The 15,922-nt window shown below is 60.7% G+C and carries 16 protein-coding genes; 4 read left to right on the plus strand and 12 right to left on the minus strand.

Features of this window, described 5'->3' with window-relative positions; all coding sequences use genetic code 11:
• On the plus strand, positions 1-423 hold the full coding sequence (ruvX, locus tag AB5Y51_RS19230) for a Holliday junction resolvase RuvX (RefSeq protein WP_010673863.1): 423 nt from the start codon (positions 1-3) through the stop codon (positions 421-423).
• On the opposite strand, the gene yidZ is transcribed toward ruvX, so the two are convergent.
• From yidZ to AB5Y51_RS19250, 4 genes are all read right to left on the minus strand, one after another.
• Positions 420-1,460, minus strand: coding sequence for an HTH-type transcriptional regulator YidZ (yidZ, locus tag AB5Y51_RS19235; RefSeq protein WP_180898617.1), 1,041 nt, complete (start codon positions 1,458-1,460; stop codon positions 420-422). The two genes, ruvX and yidZ, sit on opposite strands and share 4 nt — an antisense overlap.
• Positions 1,461-1,470: 10 nt before the next feature.
• Positions 1,471-2,637 (minus strand): MdtL family multidrug efflux MFS transporter, encoded by a 1,167-nt coding sequence (locus AB5Y51_RS19240; RefSeq protein ID WP_368178996.1) that lies wholly within the window; start codon positions 2,635-2,637, stop codon positions 1,471-1,473.
• Positions 2,638-2,929: 292 nt separating this feature from the next.
• On the minus strand, positions 2,930-4,078 hold the full coding sequence (gene blaMOX, locus AB5Y51_RS19245; RefSeq protein ID WP_274798732.1) for a CMY-1/MOX family class C beta-lactamase: 1,149 nt from the start codon (positions 4,076-4,078) through the stop codon (positions 2,930-2,932).
• A 178-nt stretch (positions 4,079-4,256) separates the two neighbouring features.
• Entirely contained in the window at positions 4,257-5,687 is a 1,431-nt protein-coding gene (locus AB5Y51_RS19250; protein ID WP_010673860.1) for a sodium:alanine symporter family protein, read from the minus strand.
• 725 nt (positions 5,688-6,412) lie between these two features.
• Here AB5Y51_RS19250 and tal point away from each other — a divergent pair.
• Both tal and AB5Y51_RS19260 read left to right on the plus strand, forming a co-directional pair.
• Positions 6,413-7,363, plus strand: coding sequence for a transaldolase (gene tal, locus AB5Y51_RS19255; RefSeq protein ID WP_148091121.1), 951 nt, complete (start codon positions 6,413-6,415; stop codon positions 7,361-7,363).
• Positions 7,364-7,543: 180 nt separating this feature from the next.
• Positions 7,544-7,723: a DUF3545 family protein gene (locus tag AB5Y51_RS19260; RefSeq protein WP_010673858.1), complete on the plus strand. Its 180-nt coding sequence runs from the start codon at positions 7,544-7,546 to the stop codon at positions 7,721-7,723.
• Positions 7,724-7,819: 96 nt separating this feature from the next.
• On the opposite strand, the gene AB5Y51_RS19265 is transcribed toward AB5Y51_RS19260, so the two are convergent.
• Together AB5Y51_RS19265 and ung are read right to left on the minus strand one after the other, a co-directional pair.
• The gene (locus AB5Y51_RS19265; RefSeq protein ID WP_041212588.1) at positions 7,820-8,365 is read right to left on the minus strand and encodes a hemerythrin domain-containing protein; all 546 of its coding nucleotides are present in this window, start codon (positions 8,363-8,365) and stop codon (positions 7,820-7,822) included.
• 160 nt (positions 8,366-8,525) lie between these two features.
• The gene (ung, locus tag AB5Y51_RS19270) at positions 8,526-9,206 is read right to left on the minus strand and encodes a uracil-DNA glycosylase (RefSeq protein WP_368178997.1); all 681 of its coding nucleotides are present in this window, start codon (positions 9,204-9,206) and stop codon (positions 8,526-8,528) included.
• Between the two features lie 608 nt (positions 9,207-9,814).
• Here ung and grcA point away from each other — a divergent pair.
• Entirely contained in the window at positions 9,815-10,195 is a 381-nt protein-coding gene (gene grcA, locus AB5Y51_RS19275) for an autonomous glycyl radical cofactor GrcA (RefSeq protein WP_010673855.1), read from the plus strand.
• A 79-nt stretch (positions 10,196-10,274) separates the two neighbouring features.
• Here the strand turns inward: grcA and AB5Y51_RS19280 are convergent, their stop codons facing one another.
• The 6 genes from AB5Y51_RS19280 to prfA all read right to left on the minus strand — a co-directional run bounded on the left by AB5Y51_RS19280 (position 10,275) and on the right by prfA (position 15,873).
• Positions 10,275-11,558, minus strand: coding sequence for a dicarboxylate/amino acid:cation symporter (locus tag AB5Y51_RS19280; protein ID WP_041212586.1), 1,284 nt, complete (start codon positions 11,556-11,558; stop codon positions 10,275-10,277).
• Positions 11,559-11,847: 289 nt separating this feature from the next.
• Positions 11,848-12,702 carry a 3-deoxy-8-phosphooctulonate synthase gene (gene kdsA, locus AB5Y51_RS19285; RefSeq protein ID WP_048207171.1) on the minus strand — a complete coding sequence of 285 codons (855 nt, stop codon included), beginning with the start codon at positions 12,700-12,702 and terminating at the stop codon, positions 11,848-11,850.
• Positions 12,703-12,713: 11 nt separating this feature from the next.
• Entirely contained in the window at positions 12,714-13,514 is an 801-nt protein-coding gene (locus AB5Y51_RS19290) for a SirB1 family protein (RefSeq protein ID WP_042015581.1), read from the minus strand.
• Positions 13,515-13,525: 11 nt separating this feature from the next.
• Complete coding sequence (locus AB5Y51_RS19295) at positions 13,526-13,909, minus strand: SirB2 family protein (protein ID WP_039039603.1); 384 nt, start codon at positions 13,907-13,909, stop codon at positions 13,526-13,528.
• A gap of 42 nt (positions 13,910-13,951) precedes the next feature.
• Positions 13,952-14,785, minus strand: coding sequence for a peptide chain release factor N(5)-glutamine methyltransferase (gene prmC / locus AB5Y51_RS19300; protein WP_048207168.1), 834 nt, complete (start codon positions 14,783-14,785; stop codon positions 13,952-13,954).
• A complete protein-coding gene (gene prfA / locus AB5Y51_RS19305) occupies positions 14,785-15,873 on the minus strand; it encodes a peptide chain release factor 1 (protein WP_041215613.1) in 1,089 nt (362 codons plus the stop codon). The genes prmC and prfA overlap by 1 nt, the downstream gene beginning before the upstream one ends.
• Between the last annotated feature and the right edge of the window lie 49 nt (positions 15,874-15,922).

The raw sequence follows: 15,922 nt of genomic DNA on the forward strand, positions 1-15,922 counted from the left end.
ATGTCATCACGCAGCATCATGGGCTTTGACTACGGCACCAAGAGCATCGGTGTCGCCATCGGCCAGGAGCTCACGGGCAGCGCCCGCCCCCTTCGCTCCCTCAAGGCCAACGACGGCATCCCCAACTGGGACGAGATAGAGAAGCTGATCAAGGAGTGGCAACCGGATCTGCTGATCGTCGGTCTGCCCCTCAACATGGATGGCACGGACCAGGAGATCACGGTGCGGGCTCGCAAGTTCGGCAATCGCCTGCACGGTCGCTTCGGCAAGCCGGTGGAGTTCAAGGACGAGCGGCTCACCACCACGGATGCCCGCGCCCGCCTGTTTGAACGTGGCGGCTACAAGGCGCTGGACAAGGGGAGCGTGGACGGCGTCTCCGCCCAGCTCATCGTCGAAGCCTGGATGGAAGAGCAGTACGACTAAACCGGGGTGCCTCCTCCCCCTTGCTTCTCTTTCACCGCCCCGCTCTCCATGGGCCCGCCCCAGGCAAAACGCGTCATCCCCGCCGCGGCCAGGCCATAGAGCCGCCGGATCTCCCCCCGCAACCACATCACCTTGGCATCCTGATTGTGGCGCTTGTGCCACAGCAGGATGAAGGCGATCTCCAGCTGGGCATAGAGAGACTCTTCCAGCGGCAACGGCATGGGGATGAGGTCGGGGTGATGTCTGGCGGCATAGTCCGCGCAATATGAAGGCACCACGGCGATCAGCTCGTGGCTCTTTTGGGCGGCGATATGCAGCGCCTGCTCGAAGCTCGCCACCATGATGGGCACCTGCCGCCTGTGGCCTTCGTCCTCCAGCAGATCATCCAGTGCCCAGCTGTCGCTGGCCTCCCACACCACGCTCACCTGGGGGCAGGCCAGAAAGCGGGTCAGCGACCACGTCTGCCCGAGCAAGGGGTGATCCTTGCGCAGGAACACCACGGGACGATCGCAGAACAGCACCTCATGATCGATGTAATAGGGCAGCCGGTTGACCCTGGCATGGGAGCGGCCGTGGGTCTCCCGGGCACAGAAGCCGAGATCCGCCTCCCCGTTGACGATGTCGTTGAGAGAGTGGTGATCCCAGCCCAGCATCCTGACCACGGAGTGGGGGTACTTCTGGTAGATGGTCGTGGGCAGCTCGCTCAGGAAGCTGATGCCAAAGGGGGACTCCATCACCAGACTGAAGCGGGCCCCCTCGGGGATCGCCTCGCTGTTGAGGGTGCTGATGCTCTCGGTGAGCTGGAACCAGGTCTTGAGCTCCTCTGCCAGGGTCAGGGAGAGATTGGTCGGCTGCAAGCCCTGGCGCACGCGCACGAAGAGGGGGTCCCCGAACCAGTCCCGCAGCTTGCCGAGCGCCTTGCTCACCGCCGACGGAGTGACACACAGCTTCTTGGCCGCCCCCGCCACGCTGCGCTCCTGCATCAGGTGCCTGAAGACCACCAGCAGGTTCAAATCGAGTTCACCCAGATTGCGCATCGCTTCTCTCCTATCCCCGAGCCCGGACTCGCCGTACCGCACGCCATGGTAGCAGCACCTTGACCACCAGGTAACCGAGCAGCGCCAGCAGGAGTGCCAGGATCAGCATCCAGAGCGCAGGCATCCCCAGATGGCCCATCCCCCAGATGAAGAGCCCGGACAACCCTATCTGTATGATGCAGAGCAGGGCACTGGCCGATGCGACCTGATCCCCGCACACATCCAGCGCCTCCCCCATCGCCACCCCGAACCCGCAGGAAAACCCGATGCAGACCAGGGCCCCCCCCGCCAGCAGCCAGGACAGGCCACCTTCGGGCCCGCTGCTGCACAGCAGGGCGAGCAAGGCCAGCAGGTAGGCGAGATGGGAGAGCGCCAGCACCCTTGCCTTGCCGAACCAGCGCAGCAGCAAGGGGGTCAGGAAGGAAGCGGACATGCTCACCCCGGCCATCGCCATCATCAGCCGGGTGTACTGCTCGGGAGGCAGGCCGAACGTGGTCATCAGGACGAGGGGCGAGACGCTCACATAGACCAGGATGGCGGTCACGCTGGCGCTGGTCAGCAAGGCGCGCAGCATGAAGGGGGCCATGCCCAGCAGGACCAGCGGCGATGCCCCCGCAGGCTGGCGGGTGGGGCGGGTCTCCTTGAGCAGTCGCAGGTTGACCAGGGCGCTGATGGCGGCCACCAGCGCCATGCCCACGAAGATGCCGCGCCACTCGAAGTGCGACAGGATGAGATAACCGAGTACGGGAGCCAGCACCGGAATGACGCAGATCACGCCGTTGATGAGGGAGAGAGCCATCGCGAGGCGCGCCTGGCTCAGCACATCCCGCAGCACGGTGAAGGTCATGATGTAGAGCGCTCCAGCGCCCACCCCTTGCCAGAAACGCCCCAGATAAAACTGGGCGATGCCGGTTGCCTCCGCCGCCACCAGGGAGGCGACCACGAAGATGAGGGCGCCCCCCAGCACCACGGGGCGCCTGCCATGGCGATCCGCCAGCATGCCCCCCGGCAGCACGGTAGCCGCCATGCCCAGCAGATAGATGGAAAAAGCGGTGTGGATCTGCGCCTCGCTCCCCTGCAGGGTTTGCGCAATGCGGGGGACGGCCACCAGATAGAGATCGATCCCGAGGGGATAGAGGATGATCATCAGAAAAGTACACAGCAGAAACATACCCATGAAGGCTCCATAGCAGCAGGTTTCACCATCACAGGTGCGCTGTCAGCGAGATTGACAACTCAATCCTGCAAAAGCAGAGGAAGATGCCGGGCACTATAGAGCGGGTGGCCTGCCGGGGCCTAGTGACGAGATGGCACTCGGTGGATGCCAATCCGGACATCTCCCGCAGGAGAGGCCCGGATTGGCATGCTCATCGACCCGCCCCCTGCCAGGTCGCCCTTGAGGGGTCGGGTCCGAGGTAACGGGCACGCCGTGATGCGACGTGCCCTCAAGGCTCAGCGACGGCGCACCATTACCTGGCCAGTTGCGTCAGGATGGCGTGGGCCGCTTTCACCCTGGCCGGGATAGGATAGTTGCGGTTGGCCAGCATGACGATGCCGATCCCTTTGGCCGGCACGAAGGCCACATAGGCGCCGAAGCCGCTGGTCGAGCCGGTCTTGTTGAAGAGCATCTGGCTCCCCGACTCCCGGGGCGCCGCCGTCGGATTGGCTTCGAGGATCACCTTGGCCGAATTGCCCGCCAGCAATGTCTGCTCGCTGACGGGATAGGCGTAACTCTCCCAACCCAGTCCCTGGGTCATCCCGCCTACCGAGTAGTGCCCTTTGTGGGTCAGGGAGATGGCCTGCTGCAACGCCTTGTCATCAACCCCGCTGATGTTGGCCTTCACAAAGCGCAGCAGATCCGCCGAGCTGGTCTTGATGCCGTAGGCCTCGTCCGCCAGCATGCCGGGGCTGACCCTGATGGGCTTGTCCTCTTTCGAATAGCCATAGGCATAACTCGCCATGGCCTGCTTCGGCACATTGACATAGGTGTGGTGCAGGCCAAGCCCCGGCAGGAGCGTCTGCTCCATCAACTGGGCAAACGGCTGCTTCAGGCTGCTCGCCGCCAGGTGGCCGAACAGCCCTATGCTGGGGTTAGAGTACTGGCGATGGGAACCCGGCGAGTAGGCTGGGGTCCACTGGCGGTAGTAGGCCTGCATCTTCTCGAGCGAATCCACCTCCTCGGGGAATTGCAGCGGCAAGCCGCCCGCGCTGTAGGTAGCCAGCTCCCCCATGGTGATGCTGTCAAAGGCGGATCCCTTGAGCCAGGGGGCGTGCCGGCTCGCCTTGTCATCCAGTTGCATCGCTCCCTTGACCACCGCATAGGCTCCCAGGGTCGCGGTCAGGGGCTTGCTCACGGAGCCTATCTCGAACAGGGTCTGCTCGCTGACACCGACCGCGCGCTCCCGATCGGCCACACCGTAGTTGAAATAGTGGGCCTTGCCATCCTTGAGCACGGCCACCGCCATGCCCGGGATCCTGTGCTCCTTGAGCAGCGGCTGGATGCTGGCATCCACCACGGGGCGCAGGGGATCGACCGGTGAAGTCTCACCTGCATGGGCCAGACCGGCCCACATCAGGGTGGCCACGGCCCCCCACAGGATGGATTGTCGTTGTTGCATTGCATGTCTCCTGACTGTCGTTAGCAAGGTATCGCCATGGCGGCGACTGATGAGCCCAGCATAGTCCCGCAAGGTGTGCTGCCGATGAGGCTCTGTGAAGTCTGTGTGAAGCCACCCCTCTTTTTACCCATGAAAAAGGGGAGCCATGGCTCCCCTTCAATCACCTTGCAACGCGGGCTTATTTCTTGCCCGGGTTGTCCCAGATCCCCTCTTCCAGCTGGCTGCGCAGCTCCGGGTATTTGTTGGCATCGAAGGTCGGCACGCGGCCCAGCTTGAGCTGGTCGTTGTAGTCCTTGGCCAGCTTGATGGCGACGCCGGAGAGCAGCAGGATGGCCACCAGGTTGACGATGGCCATCAGCCCCATGGAGACATCCGCCAGAGCCCACACGGTCGGCAGCTCGCCCACGGAGCCGAACATCACCATGCCCAGCACGAACATCCGGAACAGCATCAGGCCGCCCTTGTGGTTGTGCTCGAGGAACACCAGGTTGGTCTCCGCATAGGAGTAGTTCGCCACGATGGAGGTGAAGGCGAAGAAGAAGATGGCCGCTGCGATGAAGATGTTGCCACCGCCGCCCACCTGGGAGGAGAGCGCACGCTGGGTCAGCTCGACACCGGTCACGCCGGAACCCGGCTCGAACTGGCCGGACATCAGGATGATGGCGGCAGTACAGGTACAGATGACGATGGTATCGAGGAAGACCCCCAGCATCTGCACATAACCCTGGGAGGCCGGGTGCGGCGGATAGGGGGTGGCGGTGGCGGCAGCATTGGGGGCAGAGCCCATGCCCGCCTCGTTGGAGAAGAGGCCGCGCTTGATGCCGTTGATCATCGCCTGGGAGATGGCATAGCCCATGGCGCCGGAACCCGCCTGCTCGATGCCGAACGCAGACTTGATGATCAGGGCCAGCACGCCGGGCAGCTCGCTGATGTTCATGGCCACCACGAACAGCGCCATCAGGATGTAGGCGAGCGCCATGAAGGGCACCACCAGCTCGGCGAAACGGGCGATGCCGCGGATGCCGCCGAAGATGATGAGGCCGGAGAGCACCACCAGGGCCAGACCGCTCACCCAGTCAGGGATGCCGAAGGCGACGTTCATGGCCAGGCTGATGGAGTTGGCCTGCACCGCGTTGAACACCAGACCGAAGGCCAGCAGCAGGCAGAGGGAGAAGACCACCCCCATCCAGCGCATGCCGAGGCCGCGCTCCATGTAGTAGGCGGGACCGCCCCGGTAGTTGCCGTCCTCGTCCTTGACCTTGTAGAGCTGGGCCAGGGTGCTTTCCACGAAGGCGGTGGCCATGCCGATGAAGGCAATCAGCCACATCCAGAAGACGGCGCCAGGGCCACCTAGATAGATGGCGACGGCCACACCGGCCAGATTGCCCGTCCCGACGCGAGCCGCCAGGCTGGTACACAGAGCCTGGAAGGAGGAGATGCCGGCGCTGTCGGATTTGCGACTGTTGCGCAGGACCGAGAACATGTGGCCGAAGTGGCGGATCTGGATAAAGCCCAGGCGGAAGGTAAAGAAGATACCGACCCCGATCAGCAGGTAAATGAGCACGGCTCCCCACATCAGGTCGTTAATCATTGCAATCAAGGTGTCCATAATTCTCTCGTTGTTATCACATCCATGGCCAGTCTGCGCTGACCGCTCTCTGTCAATTTCCGAACCAGCATTGCGCCGAAGGGGCGGAATCTAGCATAGGGAGGGAATTCAGAATAGTGACAGGGCTCACTGGGGAGACAAAAAACGAGCAATTTGATGCAAAAAAGCTTCATTTAGCACGCAATAAATCAACAAAAATTGATGCGCTACCCAGCGCCCTTACAAATTAGAGCCAATAGAGAACCATTTTACAACTCATCCCATGGGGGTAAAAACCGCTGAGTGAAACGACATCAGGGAGACAAGCGTTTGCTTCTCATGCCTCATCGGCAAGGGGTTGTAACGCAAAACGTTTTACACGTAATTAAATTTCAAGTAGCTGACAGAACTATTTATGTGACCTACCGCACAAATTCATGAATTCACCAAAATAATTGCGCTTTTCCATGTCGGAGCCAGCCGCCACACCATGAATAAAACTCGTTTTTTATCAAACACTTTCACCAGACAGCCGGTACCGCTTTCACCACCTGGCTGATTCGCATACAAGCCCCCCTATTGCAGGATGCGCCACATCCGTATTAATTAGGCAGGCAATGACGATGGGGCCTGCCCATCGCCCCTTTCTGAGCCTGAGCCGCCGGGATCTTGTAATTTAATTTCAGAACTGCCGTCTCATGCCCGCCACCCTGGGATTGCTCCCTCATAAAGAGATGATATTTGCCATGGCCGATAAATTGACCCAGCTGAAAGCCCTGACCACAGTGGTTGCCGATACCGGCGACATCGAAGCCATCAAGCGCTACCAGCCCATCGATGCCACCACCAACCCCTCTCTGGTACTCAAGGCCTCCGAGATCCCCGAGTACGCAACCCTGATCCAGGACGCCATTGCCTGGGCCAAATCCCAGAGCCAGGACAAGGCACAGCAAATCATCGACGCAGGCGACAAGCTGGCGGTCAACATCGGCCTCGAAGTGCTGAAAATCGTCCCGGGTCGCATCTCCACCGAAGTGGACGCCCGCCTCTCCTTCGACACCGACGCCAGCATCGCCAAGGCCCGCAAGCTGATCCGCCTCTACAACGAAGCCGGTATCAGCAATGATCGCATCCTCATCAAGCTGGCCTCCACCTGGGAAGGGATCCGTGCCGCCGAGGTGCTGGAGAAAGAGGGTATCCAGTGCAACCTGACCCTGCTGTTCTCCTTCGCCCAGGCTCGTGCCTGTGCCGAAGCCGGCGCCTTCCTCATCTCCCCCTTCGTGGGCCGCATCCTCGACTGGTACAAGGCCAAGAACGGCCGTGACTACACCGCCAGTGAAGATCCGGGCGTGGTCTCCGTCACCGCCATCTACAACTACTACAAGCAGCACGACTACCCGACCGTGGTCATGGGCGCGAGCTTCCGCAACACCGGCGAAATCCTGGAACTGGCCGGCTGCGACCGCCTGACCATTGGCCCCGCTTTGCTGGAAGAGCTGAGCAAGGCCGAAGGAACCGTGGTGCGCAAGCTGGACTACACCGGCGAGCGCACAGCCAAACCGGCCCCGATGACCGAAGCCGAGTTCCGCTGGGAGCTGAACCAGGACGCCATGGCCGTCGAGAAATTGGGGGAAGGCATCCGCCTGTTCGCCATCGACCAGGGCAAGCTGGAAACCATGCTGGCAAGCCACCTGTAAGGTCGCTCGCCACACGGCTCTCACAGAGCGAAGTGACGCCGCAAAAACCGGGCTCCCGAAAGGGCTGCCCGGTTTTTTTCTGCCTGTTTCCGGTTGTCACAACTTCGTCATAAAAACGTTTTATTTTCAAAGGCGTCGTGTTATACGGATGGTGAAAACCATAAAACCAAGGAGGGAGCCATGGACATGTTCAACTTCGATTTTGACGAGGTCGTTGAGCTGGGTTCACGTAGCCGCGGGACAACGGGAAAAAAACGCAAATGGCGTGAGATTGAGGCGCTTAAAGACAAGCACCGCCTGCAAAAGGAGCTGCAGGCCATCGACATCGCCTATGAAGGATCGGACGACCTGGAGCTCTGATACGCCCACGTCGCCCATGTTTCACTCCAGCGAGTGGAGCCATAAAAACAGCGCCCCGGATTGATCGGGGCGCTGTTTTTATGGGTGAACCTCCTGTCAGGCTGCAGGCAGCGATAGCTGTTTGGCCAGCGCCTGGAAGTGCTGGCTCACCTCCGCCCCGAACAGGGGATCATTGATGGCCCGGTTCTGCCAGAGCTGTTCGAGATGACGCCAGTCATCCTCGGTCAGGGAGTCGCGCAGATGGGGGAAGATGACCCCTTCCTCATAGTTCATGTGCGCCTCCTGCTGCTCGATGAACTGCTCCAGACGGGCCACGAACTGATCCAGCGGGATGACCGCATCCATCAGGATCATCTCCACCATCTCCTTGAGCTCGGTCCCTGCATCCAGCAGACGGGCGTGCTCCTCGTGCAGCCGGTTGGCCACCTCCCCCTCCACCACCCTGTATTTCAGGTAGTAGTCATAAATCATGTCTTCCTTCGGGTGGTGGTACTTGTCGGATACCTCGCGCAGATAATCCACCACATCCCGCAGCAGGAAGTAGCTCACCGGCTGCTCATTGCGAATGGCCGCCAGCTTTTGCTTGAGCAGCGTCAGCAACCGGGTGATGTTGAGGTGGTCCTTATGCAGACTGGATAACATGGGCACTCCTTGCACTGAAATGAGAAAACGTCTGTCTCGAGTATACGGTCATTTATTGCCTGAACTTTGCACTCAATCAAGTCGGATGCAGACAGCGGCTGCACCAGTCTCTCACCACAGGGGGCACAGGGGAGACCATTTCCCCTGTGCATTTACGGCGTCAGGCCGCCGGATCGGCGCAGACCGAGAGCCAGTCGATGGGACTGCGTCCCTGCAGGACCAACAGGCGATTGGCCTCGGAGAAGTGGCCGCAACCGATGAAACCGCGATGGGCAGAGAGCGGGCTGGGATGGGGGGCGCTCAGCACATGGTGGCGCGACCGGTCGATGAAGCGCCCTTTCTTCTGGGCATGAGCGCCCCACAGCAGGAAGACGACTCCCTGGCAATGGGCATTGATCCGCTCGATGACCCGATCGGTAAAGGTCTCCCACCCCAGGTGGGCGTGAGAGTGCGCCATACCCGCCTGTACCGTTAGCACAGTATTGAGCAGCAGCACCCCCTGTTTGGCCCAGGACTCCAGAAAGCCGTGATGGGGTGTGACAAAACCCGGCAGATCCCGTTGCATCTCCTTGTAGATGTTGACGAGGGACGGCGGCGTGCGCACTCCGGGCAAGACGGAGAAGCAGAGGCCGTGCGCCTGGTCCGGGCCGTGATAGGGATCCTGCCCCAGGATCACCACCTTGACGTCATCCAGCTCGGTCAGTTTGAAGGCATTGAATACCTCGGTCGCCGGGGGATAGATCACCTTGCCCGCCTCCCGCTCGGCCCTGACGGTGGCCAGGGTGTCCATGAAATACGCCTGCTCTTTCTCCGAACCAATCACATCTTTCCAGGTCAGCACACCCGTCTCCTCTCGTTGCGAATCCACTCCTTCCATCCTGGCTGGCATGCCAGCCTCTCCCCACTCCCCGCCTTCTGTCCAGCTTGGCACCGCTATCTCCTCGGTCAATAGAGCAAGGGGCTCAGGATAGGGTCCTCGCCCCCAAGACGCAACCGCATGGAGGTCAGGCTCAGCCTTGCCAGCCTGGGAAGTGGCGGCGGCGTTCATGGGCCATGACCGAGGCTGCGTCGACACAGGAATAACAGGACGTCCTTCGGACAAGCCTCATGAGCAGGCCGGTTTTCGCTGACGCCAGAAATAAACCCTAAAGGTGTGGTTAAATTACTAGATATGAATAATAAAAAATGCATAATTAATATATCTTACAAAAACAGAAAAATGATCTGTTTTTGATTCAACTCAATGATTTAATCCCTTTCAATGCGCGCAAAATGGGGTTTTATTGATTTGGATCAATTTTCGTAATATTACCGTCGTGGTATATATGGCCCCAACGAAGTAAAGGTGTAAGGCAAGGCCCCGTTAAATCATTCCTTCCAAGAGGTGGTTTAAAAACATCAGGGTAATGTGCTTACCGTTGAATCCGCTTTCCTATGAGGAGTCATACCATGATCAAGGGCATCCAAATCACCCAGTCCGCCAACGCCGCTCTGCTGAACTCTTTCTGGCTGCTGGACGAAGAGAAACAACAGGCTCGCTGCATCTGCGCCAAGGGCGACAGCTTTGCCGCCGATCAGGAAGTCAGCCTCTCCGACCTGGGTCAATTCGAATACCGTGAACTGCCGGTTCAGCAAGAGCCTGTGGTCGAAGGGGGTCAGCACCTGAACGTCAACGTACTGCGCCGCGAAACCCTGGAAGACGCCATCGCCAACCCGGAAAAATACCCGCAGCTCACCATCCGCGTCTCCGGTTACGCCGTGCGTTTCAACGCCCTGACCCCGGAGCAGCAGCGTGACGTGGTCACCCGCACCTTCACCCAGAGCCTGTAAGGCCCCCTGCGTAAAGAGATAAAAAAACGGCCCCCTCGGGCCGTTTTTTCATGGGTGATGATCGCCGCCGGAACCTGGGTCAGCTTCGCAGGTCCACCGGCCTTGCCACCACGGGTTTCGCCAGGGCGTCCTGCATGGTGGCCTCGTCGAGCTGATCGCAGTAACGGGCCACCACCAGGGTCGCCACCCCGTTGCCGATGAGGTTGGTCAGGGCGCGCGCCTCCGACATGAAGCGATCAATCCCGAGGATCAGCGCCAGCCCGGCCAGCGGCAGATGCCCTACCGCCGAGATGGTGGCTGCCAGCACGATGAAGCCACTCCCCGTGACTCCGGCCGCCCCCTTGGAGGAGATAAGCAGCACCACCAGCAGGGTGAGCTGATGGAACAGGTCCAGCGGGGTGTTGGTCGCCTGGGCGATGAAGACGGCTGCCATGGTCAGATAGATGGAGGTGCCGTCCAGGTTGAATGAGTAACCGGTCGGGATCACCAGACCCACCACCGATTTCTTGCAGCCCAGTGCCTCCATTTTCACCAGCATGCGCGGCAATACGGATTCCGACGAGGATGTTCCGAGCACGATCAACAGCTCTTCCCGGATATAGGCAATAAAGCGCACAATGCTGAAGCCATTGGCTTTGGCGATACTGCCGAGCACCAGAAAAATAAACAGCAGGCAGGTCAGATAGAAGCTTGCAATTAATTGCCCCAGCTGAACCAAAGAACCAATACCGTATTTCCCTATGGTGAATGCCATGGCACCAAATGCCCCGATCGGCGCCAGTTTCATGATCATGTTGATGATGCCGAAAATAACCTGGGAGAAACCATCGATGATATTGAAGATGGGTTTTCCCTTCTCCCCGATATGATGCAGGGAAAATCCGAACAGGACGGCAAACAGCAACACCTGGAGTATATTGCCGCCGGCAAAGGCACCGATGACGCTGGCCGGTATCACATCCAGCAGGAAGGGAATTATCCCCTGGGACTGGGCCTGATCCGCATAGACGGAGATGGCGCTGGCGTCGAGTGAGGAGGGATCCACATTCATACCGGCCCCGGGCTGCAGCACGTTGACCACGCACAGACCGATGATGAGGGCCAGGGTGCTCACCACTTCAAAATAGATCAGCGCAATGGCACCGGTTTTGCCCACCGCCTTCATGCTTTCCATGCCGGCAATGCCGGTGACCACGGTACAAAAAATGACGGGGGCGATGATCATCTTGATTAATTTAACGAAGCCATCACCAAGGGGTTTCATATCTGCGCCCAGACTCGGATAGACATGTCCCAGACATATTCCGATGGTGATTGCCAATATCACCTGAAAATAGAGGCTACTGACAATTTTCTTGTGCATGCTCAACGTCCTGTTAATAAGTGTGACTCCACTGACAGCAAATAACGCATGCAGCAGTCTGCGGCGAGAAATAGGGTTATCTCACCCGCTTCATACCTTTTTGCCATCCTGACGGTCGCTACTTTTGCATGTCATAAGAAGCAAATAAGAGACATCAATCACACAACATATTTAACATCATTAACACCACGGAAACATGGTCGCAATGGACGCCGAAGAGCACCAAATGAAAATGACGGAAATAAAAATGCCCCGCATGGCGGGGCATTTTTGATAGTAAAAATCGCGATCAGGCGGAGGTATCGAGGGGCTCGAAGCTCTTGACGAGATCGTCGATGGCCTTCATCTGCTTGAGGAAGCCTTCCAGCTTCTCCAGCGGCAGAGCGCTCGGGCCGTCACAGCGGGCAATTTTCGGATCCGGGTGGGATTCGATAAAGAGACCGGCCAGGCCCACCGCCATGCCGGCACGAGCCAGCTCGGTCACCTGCTCGCGGCGACCGCCGGAGGCCGCCCCCAGGGGATCACGGCACTGCAGGGAGTGGGTGACGTCAAAGATGACCGGATAGCCGCCAGTGCTCTTCTTCATGACGCCCAGGCCCAGCATGTCCACCACCAGGTTGTCATAGCCGAAGTTGGCACCGCGCTCGCAGAGGATCAGGCGATCGTTGCCACACTCCTCGAACTTGTCGGTGATGTTCTTCATCTGGCTTGGGCTCAGGAATTGCGGCTTCTTGATGTTGATGACGTTGCCGGTGCGGGCCATGGCCTCCACCAGATCGGTCTGGCGCGCCAGGAAGGCGGGCAGCTGGATGACGTCGACCACCTCGGCGACCGGTTTGGCCTGATGGGGCTCATGCAGATCGGAGATCACCGGCATGCCGAAGGTCGCTTTCAGCTCCTGGAAGATCTTCATCCCCTCTTCCAGACCCGGGCCGCGATAGGAGTGGATGGAGGAGCGGTTGGCCTTGTCCCAGCTCGCCTTGAACACGAACGGGATGCCGAGCTTGCTGGTCACTTCCACGTACTTCTCGCACACCGCCATCGCCATGTCGCGGGATTCCAGCACGTTCATGCCGCCGAACAGCACGAAAGGTTTGTCGTTGGCGACGTCGATCTGGTTGACCTTGATATTCTTCTGTTCCATCTCAGGGATCCTTAATGGAGGGGCTTGGGACTGAGGTCCAGAGTGGCCAGCTGGGTTTTCAGCACATCGGCCACGGGATCATCAGGGCATTGTTCAATAAAGTATTCGAAATCGTCGGCGGCAAAGCGCGGGCAATCGAGTTGCTCATAGATGAAGCCCCGATCCCGCGTCTCCAGCGGATCGCCGGGCTTCATGCGCAGCAGCAGCTCGCTGCAGCGCAGCGCCTCCGTCATGCGCTCCTCGCGCAGCAGGGCGCCCTTGCTGACATTGAGCAAGCGCTCGATGATCTCCCACTGCCCCGATGGCTGCAGATGATCATCGCTCAGACTCGCCAGGTTGCCGAGGGCACCGCGCAGCAGCAGTTCGATGCGGTGCCGGCTCAGTTCATCACCGTTGAAGGGGTCCACATAGACCTCCCCGTCCAGACCGGCAAAACTCAGGAGGAAATGGCCGGGGAAGCAGATCCCCTCCACATCCAGACCTATCTTGCGACCCAGCTGGATGAGGAGGATGCCGAGACTGACCGGGATCCCCTTGCGCCTTGCCAGCACCTGGTCCAGATCGCAGTTGGCGGACGAGAAGTAATCCTGCCAGTCGCCACGAAAGCCCAGGGTCTGGTAGAAACCCTGCAACAGCTGACGGCGCACCTCGTCGCAGTCTCCCTCGGCAATCGTCTCGTCCAGCCAGGCATCGAGGAGGGCAAGCTCGGCCTCTCCCGTGCCGCCATGGCCCCGGATCTCGTCGCTCACCGACAGCGCCAGCTCGGCCAGATCGTGAGCCTCGAAGTCGGTCCACTCATCCACACGTATCATCGTCATCCTTCCTAGCCGAACAGGCTGGCCTGCTTTTGCACCGCAAGCTTGGCGATAAAGAAGATCCACCCCAGTGCGCCCAGGAAGGCAAACCAGCGGATGCCGTTGCTGCGGGCCAGGCGCAGCGCCATCATGGCCAGAAACGCCACCACCAGGATGGATGTCAGCTTCTCGGCCAGCCAGGGGATGGCGTTGTTGAGGGGGTTGAGACCCAGCACCATGCAGAGCAGCACACCGGAGAGCACCACCAGGCCGTTGAGCCAACCGCTGATCTTGAGGGTGCGGGCTCCCCCTGCCAACGCGGAGCCGGTCTGCAACCAGTAAAAGCGCAGGATAAACATCAGCACGGCCCCGGCAATCAGGGTGAGGTGCAGATGCTTGAGAACAACATACATAAGATTTCCTTGAACAGGGGCAGACCGGGCCCGCCCGTCATATCACTGAGCCAGGCGCCCCAGGGTCACCCGCTCGTTATCGCCGTAATCGCGCACGGTTTCCACCTGGAGGTAGCCTTGTTGCAGCAGGAGTTGACGCACCGCCTCCCCCTGATCCCAGCCGTGTTCCAGCAACAGCCAGCCACCTGGCACCAGATGGGCGGGCGCCTGGGTGACGATGAGGCGGATATCCGCCAGCCCCTGCTCCTCCGCCACCAGGGCGGAGCGCGGCTCGAAGCGCACGTCCCCCTCGTGAAGATGGGGGTCCGTCCCGTCGATGTAAGGCGGGTTGGAGACGATCATCGCAAAGCGCGGTGCATCCGAGAGCGGCGCAAACCAGCTGCCGTCGCGCACCTCGATGGGCAACCCCAGGGCGGCGCTGTTGGTGCGGGCCAACGCGGCCGCGGCCGGCATCCTGTCCACCGCCCATACATCGGCATCCGGTCGCTCAGACTTGAGTGCAAGGGCGATGGCACCGGTGCCCGTGCCCAGATCCAGCAGGGCGCAGGGGCCGCCCGGCAGGCGGGCCAGCGCCTGTTCCACCAGCACCTCGGTATCGGGGCGCGGGATCAGGGTGGCCGGGCTCACTTTCAGCGGCAGCGACCAGAACTCCCGCTCGCCGATGAGGTGGGCAATGGGCTCACCATTGAGGCGACGGGCAAGCCAGCCCGCCAGGGTCGCCTGCTGGGCGGCATCGAGCTCGTGCTCCGGCCAGGTCATCAGATAGCTGCGCCGACAATCCAGCAGATGACAGAGCAGGGCATCGGCGTCGGCACGGGGGGATTCCCCGGAGGCCAGGGTCGCCATGATATGGGCGCGGGCCTGCTGGATCTGCATCAGTTGCTCTCGGCCAGGGAGGCGAGCTGATCCGCCTGATACTCCTGCACCAGGGGGGTGATCACGCAGTCCAGATCCCCTTCCAGGATTTCGCCCAGACGATACAGGGTGAGGTTGATCCGGTGCTCGGAGAGACGCCCCTGGGGATAGTTGTAAGTGCGGATGCGCTCGGAGCGATCCCCGGAGCCCACCAAGTTGCGGCGGGTACTCTGCTCGGCGGCGCGGTGGCGTTCGTCCTCGGCCGCCTGCAGGCGGGCGGAGAGCACCGACATCGCCTTGGCGCGGTTCTTGTGCTGGGAGCGCTCGTCCTGGCACTCCACCACCAGCCCGGTGGGCAGGTGGGTGATGCGGATGGCGGAGTCGGTCTTGTTGACGTGCTGGCCGCCGGCACCGGAGGCGCGGAAGGTGTCGATCTTCAGCTCGGAGGGGTTGATCTCCACCTGCTCGGCTTCCGGCACTTCCGGCAGCACGGCCACGGTACAGGCGGAGGTGTGCACCCGGCCCTGGGATTCGGTCTCGGGGACTCGCTGCACCCGGTGGCCGCCGGACTCGAACTTGAGGCGGCCGTAGACGTGCTCGCCGTCCACCTTGGCGATCACCTCCTTGTAGCCGCCGTGTTCGCCGTCATTGCAGCTGACGATGGAGACACGCCACCCCTGACGCTCGGCGTAGCGGGAGTACATGCGGAACAGATCCCCCGCGAAAATGGCCGCCTCGTCGCCACCGGCACCGGCGCGGATCTCCAGATAGCAGTTGTTGTCATCCTTGGGGTCGCGCGGCAACAGCATCACCTGAAGCGCCTGCTCCTGCTCCTCGAAGGTCGCCTTGGCGAGCGGCAGTTCCTCCTGCGCCATCTCCCGCAGCTCGGCATCCTCTTCCTCCAGCATCAGCCGGGTGGTGTCGAGGTTCTCTTCGGCCTGGCGGAAACGCTGGAAGGCGTGAACGATATCTTCCAGCTGGGCATACTCCCGGGTCAGGGCGCGGTATCTGTCCTGATCCGAGGCGACCCCGGGCTCCCCGAGCAAGGCCTGTACTTCTTCATGGCGCTCGATGAGGCCTTCCAGCTTTCTGATCAATGAGGGGTTCATGACTCTTGGATTCTCGATGGAGGACGGGACGGCAAAGGGCCGTCCCAAC

The sequence above is a fragment of the Aeromonas sp. R7-1 genome, from assembly GCF_040908115.1.
Taxonomy (GTDB): domain Bacteria; phylum Pseudomonadota; class Gammaproteobacteria; order Enterobacterales; family Aeromonadaceae; genus Aeromonas; species Aeromonas caviae.

Excerpts from the sequence above, each read along its gene's own strand:
- ruvX (WP_010673863.1), top strand. The coding sequence starts at position 1 with ATGTCATCACGCAGCATCATGGGCTTTGACTACGGCACCAAGAGCATC.
- yidZ (WP_180898617.1), bottom strand. The coding sequence starts at position 1,460 with ATGCGCAATCTGGGTGAACTCGATTTGAACCTGCTGGTGGTCTTCAGG.
- AB5Y51_RS19240 (WP_368178996.1), bottom strand. The coding sequence starts at position 2,637 with ATGGGTATGTTTCTGCTGTGTACTTTTCTGATGATCATCCTCTATCCC.
- blaMOX (WP_274798732.1), bottom strand. The coding sequence starts at position 4,078 with ATGCAACAACGACAATCCATCCTGTGGGGGGCCGTGGCCACCCTGATG.
- AB5Y51_RS19250 (WP_010673860.1), bottom strand. The coding sequence starts at position 5,687 with ATGGACACCTTGATTGCAATGATTAACGACCTGATGTGGGGAGCCGTG.
- tal (WP_148091121.1), top strand. The coding sequence starts at position 6,413 with ATGGCCGATAAATTGACCCAGCTGAAAGCCCTGACCACAGTGGTTGCC.
- AB5Y51_RS19260 (WP_010673858.1), top strand. The coding sequence starts at position 7,544 with ATGGACATGTTCAACTTCGATTTTGACGAGGTCGTTGAGCTGGGTTCA.
- AB5Y51_RS19265 (WP_041212588.1), bottom strand. The coding sequence starts at position 8,365 with ATGTTATCCAGTCTGCATAAGGACCACCTCAACATCACCCGGTTGCTG.
- grcA (WP_010673855.1), top strand. The coding sequence starts at position 9,815 with ATGATCAAGGGCATCCAAATCACCCAGTCCGCCAACGCCGCTCTGCTG.
- AB5Y51_RS19280 (WP_041212586.1), bottom strand. The coding sequence starts at position 11,558 with ATGCACAAGAAAATTGTCAGTAGCCTCTATTTTCAGGTGATATTGGCA.
- kdsA (WP_048207171.1), bottom strand. The coding sequence starts at position 12,702 with ATGGAACAGAAGAATATCAAGGTCAACCAGATCGACGTCGCCAACGAC.
- AB5Y51_RS19290 (WP_042015581.1), bottom strand. The coding sequence starts at position 13,514 with ATGATACGTGTGGATGAGTGGACCGACTTCGAGGCTCACGATCTGGCC.
- AB5Y51_RS19295 (WP_039039603.1), bottom strand. The coding sequence starts at position 13,909 with ATGTATGTTGTTCTCAAGCATCTGCACCTCACCCTGATTGCCGGGGCC.
- prmC (WP_048207168.1), bottom strand. The coding sequence starts at position 14,785 with ATGCAGATCCAGCAGGCCCGCGCCCATATCATGGCGACCCTGGCCTCC.
- prfA (WP_041215613.1), bottom strand. The coding sequence starts at position 15,873 with ATGAACCCCTCATTGATCAGAAAGCTGGAAGGCCTCATCGAGCGCCAT.